Annotated in this window: 2 protein-coding genes and 1 pseudogene; all 3 read left to right on the forward strand. The window is 34.6% G+C overall.

Annotated features, from left to right (window positions below; genetic code table 11):
* Positions 1–1,323, forward strand: a 1,323-nt coding sequence (locus ENL20_08140) for a hypothetical protein (protein HHE38528.1), incomplete at its 5' end; no start/stop codon positions are given.
* 27 nt (positions 1,324–1,350) lie between these two features.
* Positions 1,351–1,566 (forward strand): annotated as a pseudogene (locus tag ENL20_08145) (hypothetical protein).
* A 3,244-nt stretch (positions 1,567–4,810) separates the two neighbouring features.
* Positions 4,811–5,533, forward strand: coding sequence for a T9SS type A sorting domain-containing protein (locus tag ENL20_08150; protein HHE38529.1), 723 nt, complete (start codon positions 4,811–4,813; stop codon positions 5,531–5,533).
* Positions 5,534–5,680: the final 147 nt, after the last annotated feature.

The following is a 5,680-nucleotide window of genomic DNA, read 5'->3' on the forward strand; positions in this document are numbered from 1 at the left end:
GGAATAGTAGATACGAACATGACTGTCTGGTATGATCAGGATGCGGAAAACAATATTCTCAAATATCGTGTTTATGCATATCTGGGTGAAGCAAAATCCGATTATGCGGAATCAGAAGAATTTTATAATATAATCTCTGCTCCGACTAATTTAGTCCTATCAAAACCTGATGAGACTAAAATTAGGCTTATTTGGGAATGTTTCGGTGAAATTGAGGATGGATTTTCTATTGATAAAAAAATCGGAGGATTAGATTGGGAACTGAATTATGCTGAGGTTGATAGTAGCATTACAACATATATTGATGATATTGAATATCCCTGTGGAACATTTTCTTATCGGGTAAGATCCTATCAAAATGGATTGTATTCAAATTATAGTAATGAAGAACAAATTAATATCAGGCTTGATATAATTAGTTCAACCAATACACCTGGTGAAGCAACCGAAGTGTTTTTTTATAATTGGTATGCTTTTCTATCTGATAAATATAGCGGGTTATCGATAGTCAATTGTGTGAATCCAAGCAATCCTGTTATAAACACTTATAATCAAGGTGGACTGCCTGACAGAACCTCCTCAGTTTTTATTAGAGATGAAGTTTGTTATGTTTCTTCTCATGGTGCTATAAATGATCCCGGAATGTTTTATCTAATTGATGTAAGCCCCTTTATTAACGACCCAACCCAACCCCTTCCGGATGTGATTTATATTATTGGTAGTTGTGAAACAAATGGCATTCCAAAAGATATCTTTGTTTATGGGGATTATTCCTTTATAGCAGATGGAGATGGCGGTCTTTCAACAATTATTTGTTCAGGACCTCCACACAGTATTTCCAATATATCCATAAATGGAGATGCTCGCAATATATATATCAAAAATTCATACGCTTTTATTGCAAATGGTCTAAATGGCGGATTAGTTATTTTAGATGTATTTGATCCTTTTAATCCTTCGATTGTTTCAACTTTACCCCTGGGAGGTCTTGCTCAAGGAATTTTTGTAAATGGTAATTATGCATATTTAGCAAATGGTGAAAATGGTTTAGAAATTATTGATATTTCCGATGTGAATTCCCCTTTTCTTGTTTCTAATCTTAATGTAGAGGGATTTGCTTCAAGTATTTTTGCTGATGATATTTATATTTACCTAACAGATAAAGAAAACGGTTTTCATGTAATTGATATATCGGATCATTCAGCTCCTTATATTTTAGGAACAGTAGCTTTAACGACTCAACCTGTTTCCGTTCATTTTTCGGGTAGTTATGCTTTTGTAGCAGATAATGAAGGATTAAAAATTATTCAGGTTTTACCTTAGAAAAAATAAAAAAATTTGGAGGTTATTATGAAAGTGATACTAATCGTTTTACTTTTACTATCAACCCTATTGGTTTTTGCCCAAACACATATTCCGGAAGGGAATGTGAGTGGAACTTGGAATGCGACTGGAAGTCCATATATTATTGATGGGGAGATAACAATACAAGCTGCAGACCTGCTTATGATCGAACCTAATGTTGATATTGAATTCTCAGGATATTACAAATTTATTATAAATGGTAGATTATTGGCAGAAGGAACTGCTGATAATCTTATCACATTCACAGCTCAGGTCCCGGCAACCGGTTGGCATGGTCTCAGATTTTTTGATACCAACACAAATGGTCAGGACAGTTCAAAAATTGTTTATTGCTCGCTACAAAATGGTATTGCTACTGGTGATGCCAGTTCAGGTGGTGCTATTTACCTGAATAATTCTGATATTATCATTGAGAATTCTATCATATCAGGTAATGAAGCAAATGGATACGGTGGTGGAATTTATATATATGATTCCGACCCTCGGCTGACTTCAGTAGATATTTACGAGAATACTGCCATTCATGAGGGTGGTGGAATCATGTGCTTCAATGCAAACCCATTCTTAAGAAAAGTGGCTATTTTCGAAAATGAAACACAGTGGAGTGGAGGAGGAATTTGTAGTTTCGGGAATTCTGTTATTGCTTTAGAAAATGTAACAATCTCTGATAATGAAGCATTTCAAAATGGAAGCGGAATTGCTACTCTTTATGGTGCAGATATTACTCTTTTGAATTGTATAATCTGGGATAATCCTACAGAAGAAATTTATGTACATCCGGATGCTAACTTAAACGCTACCTATTCCGACATTAAAGACGGAACAGATCAAAGTTATTTCGGAACAGGTTGTGTTAATACTGATCCGTTATTTAGCGATCCGGAAAATAATGATTATTCGATAACATGGGAGAACTTTCCATATCCAGATTTCACGAAATCATTATGTATCGACACAGGAAATCCTGATGTTCAATATAATGATCCGGATGGAACAAGAAATGATATGGGAGCATATTATTTCCCACAATCCGGAATTCGGGGAACTGTTACACTTATCGGAGGTTCAGGTAATATGGAAAACGTCGTTGTTTCTGCAATCTCAACAACGGATACTATAACTACTTCTCCGGAGGTAAATGGTGAATACTTTATAAATGTATCTCCCAACACATACACTGTAACCGCTACTCTGAATGGGTATTCAGGTGATCCCGTGACAAATGTGATTGTTATCGCCGGACAGGTTACTACTGGAGTAGATTTACAACTTAGTGAAATCCTACCTGGTTCGATCAATGGAACCGTTGCTCTGGAAGGTTTAGGTGATGTTACATCAGTTGTTATTTCAGCTGGAGGAGAAACAACATATCCTTATGCGGTTTATGTAGGTCCGGATATTGACCATTATGAATATAATTTGGAAATCATTGCAGGAACATTCGATGTTGTAGCAACTCGGGCCGGCTATCTGGATTCAACTGTGACAAATGTTATAGTTCAACCCGGTCAACAGACTACAGATGTTGATTTCCTTTTGCTGCTAATTCATTATGATGGCTATATTGCTGGTAAAGTTACCATAAAAGAAGGTGCCGGAAATGTAGAAGATGTGGCAGTTACTGCGGATACAATCACTGATTATCCTGATGCAAATGGTGATTATTTCATTACTATAGATAATGGAACCTACGATTTAACAGCTTCCTTAGACCACTATGCAACCTTAACATTTGAATCAGTAGAAGTTTTTCCAGATGATACGACTTATGTTGATATAACTCTTATAAACTGGGAAGTAATTCCAGGAACTCAATATACAATGATCGCTTACATAACATCTACTCTTGATGGTGCATTTATTGATGGATCAAACAGCAATCAGTTAGCAGCTTTTGGTCCGGAAGGAGACTCTGATTGCCGTGGAATTGCATACTGGCAAACAGGTAATCATCCTCATTGGTGTACAGATTATCATTACTGGTCTCTCGACGGGTATTGGTATTGCACAATTGTTAGTAATGACAACACGGGAACGGAAAATATCAGTTTTAAGGTTTATGATACTACCACGGATTCGATTTATACTTGTCCTGAAACTTTAACTTTTGTTAATTGTACAGAAGATGATATCGATATCTTTGCTCCTTCTCCTTCTCATGACCTAAATTTTGATCTGATTGAAGATTGGAACTGGATTTCATTCAATTTGGAGCCAGCAGATAATTCTGTAGAAACCGTGTTTGCCGATTTAACCTTTGTTCCGGATATTTACCAGATTAAGAATCAAACACAATCCTCAACATATATTGAAGGTTGGATTGGTGACCTGGATAATTTAATCATTGGAGATGGTTTCAAAGTACAAATGTGGAATGCTTACAATGACTTTATATTCAGCGGTACAAAACTAAATCCGATTTTAACTCCAATAGATCTTACCACAGATTGGAACTGGGTTGCTTATATTCCTCAGCATTCTTTATGTTTGGAAGAAGCGATTATAAGTATTCAGAGTAATATTCATTCGATTAAAACTCAAACACAATCCGCTGTTAATGATAATGGAATATGGGTTGGTGATTTAACTCAAATGAATCCTGGAGTAAATTATCTCATTAAGATGAATGCTGAAGATGTATTAACATATCCGGCAAATACAAATGCTTATCGATCTTCTCCCTCTGATCCGGAAATACCGATAAACCAAGCGAATTGGGAACTTCTCTCAGGAACTGAATCAAATATGATTGTGATGGCTAAACTCTTTAATAAAAATAACACTATCGTATCTTCTGAAGAATATACTGTTGGAATTTTTGATGAAAAAAATTTCTGTCATTCGATTGGAAAATATTTGAGTAAATTCTGGTACTTCACTGTCGTTGGAAATGAGGAAACAAATAACCTACACTTCAGAACTTATCATAAACAAACCGGAATTATAGTAAATAGTGAAGAAACAATCAGTTATGAAAGAGACATTATTATTGGAAATTCTCAAGAACCGATTGAAATTATAACTAATATTCCATCTTCTTCAATTCCTCAGATACTACAATTGAGCCAGAATTATCCGAATCCATTTAATCCTTCTACCCAAATTAGTTATTCATTACCCAGATCCGGTCATGTCACTCTTTTGATTTATAATATCAAAGGGCAACTAGTGGAAACACTTGTGAATACATTTCAGGATGCTGATAATTATATCGTGGAATGGAAAGCAGATAAATTTAGTTCCGGGATTTATTTTTATAAATTTTCTTTCGGAGATCGTTCCCAAATTAAGAAATGCTTATTAATCAAATAAGATTTACCTGATTTTTTGTAACACCCGAAGAAGCTTTTTCGGAGTGTTTTTAAAACCTTAATCCTCTCCTGAAAGGATAGGAAATTTTCCTTCTCCTTAAAGGAGAGGTTAGGATGAGTTAACAGGATGAATAATGACAGAAAATAGAGTAATACCTATTATTATAATTGTTCTGATTTGCTCAGTTCTTTTCTCAGATCCGCCAAATTGGCAACCTATTACCGGCACTCAATATTCGATGGTTGTAATGGCTCAAATCACTTTTAACAATGAACTTTTTGATGATTCGGATAATAACATGGTTGGAGCATTTGGTCCTGGTGAAGAAGAAGATTGCCGTTCCGTGGCAATCTGGCAACCACCTACTCCTGAATGTGACGGATTTTGGTATTTTACTATTGTGGGAAATATTAATGAAGAAGCAATTTCTTTTAAAATATATAATAGCGAAACTGATACCATTTATAATTGTTTTGAAACAATTATTTTTGAAGATGGAACAACAATTGGAATTCCAACAGATTTATTTGAAATTACTTGTGGTGAAACAACTATCGATAAAATTTTAACAGTGAATAAAGAAATTACATTATCAAATTATCCAAATCCCTTCAAATCGAAAACGACTATTTCTTTTATAACCGCAGAGAATAAAGAGACCACAAAGATAATAATTTACAATATTAAAGGACAAAAAATCAAAACTTTTCATATTAACCAGAAAACTAATCAACCAGTTAACCAAATTGTTTGGGATGGTAGTAATGAAAATAATCGACCAGTTGGAATTGGAATTTACTTTTATAGATTGAATCTTGAACATTCACCGATCAAAAAAATAATCTTGTTTAAATAAAAATTCTAAGAAAAATTTAAGTTATGGACATGATTCAAATTCTTCCAGAGCAGTTATGTGTTTATAACCGATAGTTTTGGCGTGAAAACAGCTCAGGTAGCTCCGTAAGATTTATCTCGTTCCCGATCTTATTCCTGAATTTTAATA

It is taken from the genome of Candidatus Cloacimonadota bacterium, assembly GCA_011372345.1.
In the GTDB taxonomy this organism is placed as follows: Bacteria; Cloacimonadota; Cloacimonadia; order Cloacimonadales; family TCS61; genus DRTC01.

What these genes read in the sequence shown, in the direction of transcription:
- ENL20_08150 (HHE38529.1), top strand. Translation starts at nt 4,811, where the DNA reads ATGACAGAAAATAGAGTAATACCTATTATTATAATTGTTCTGATTTGC.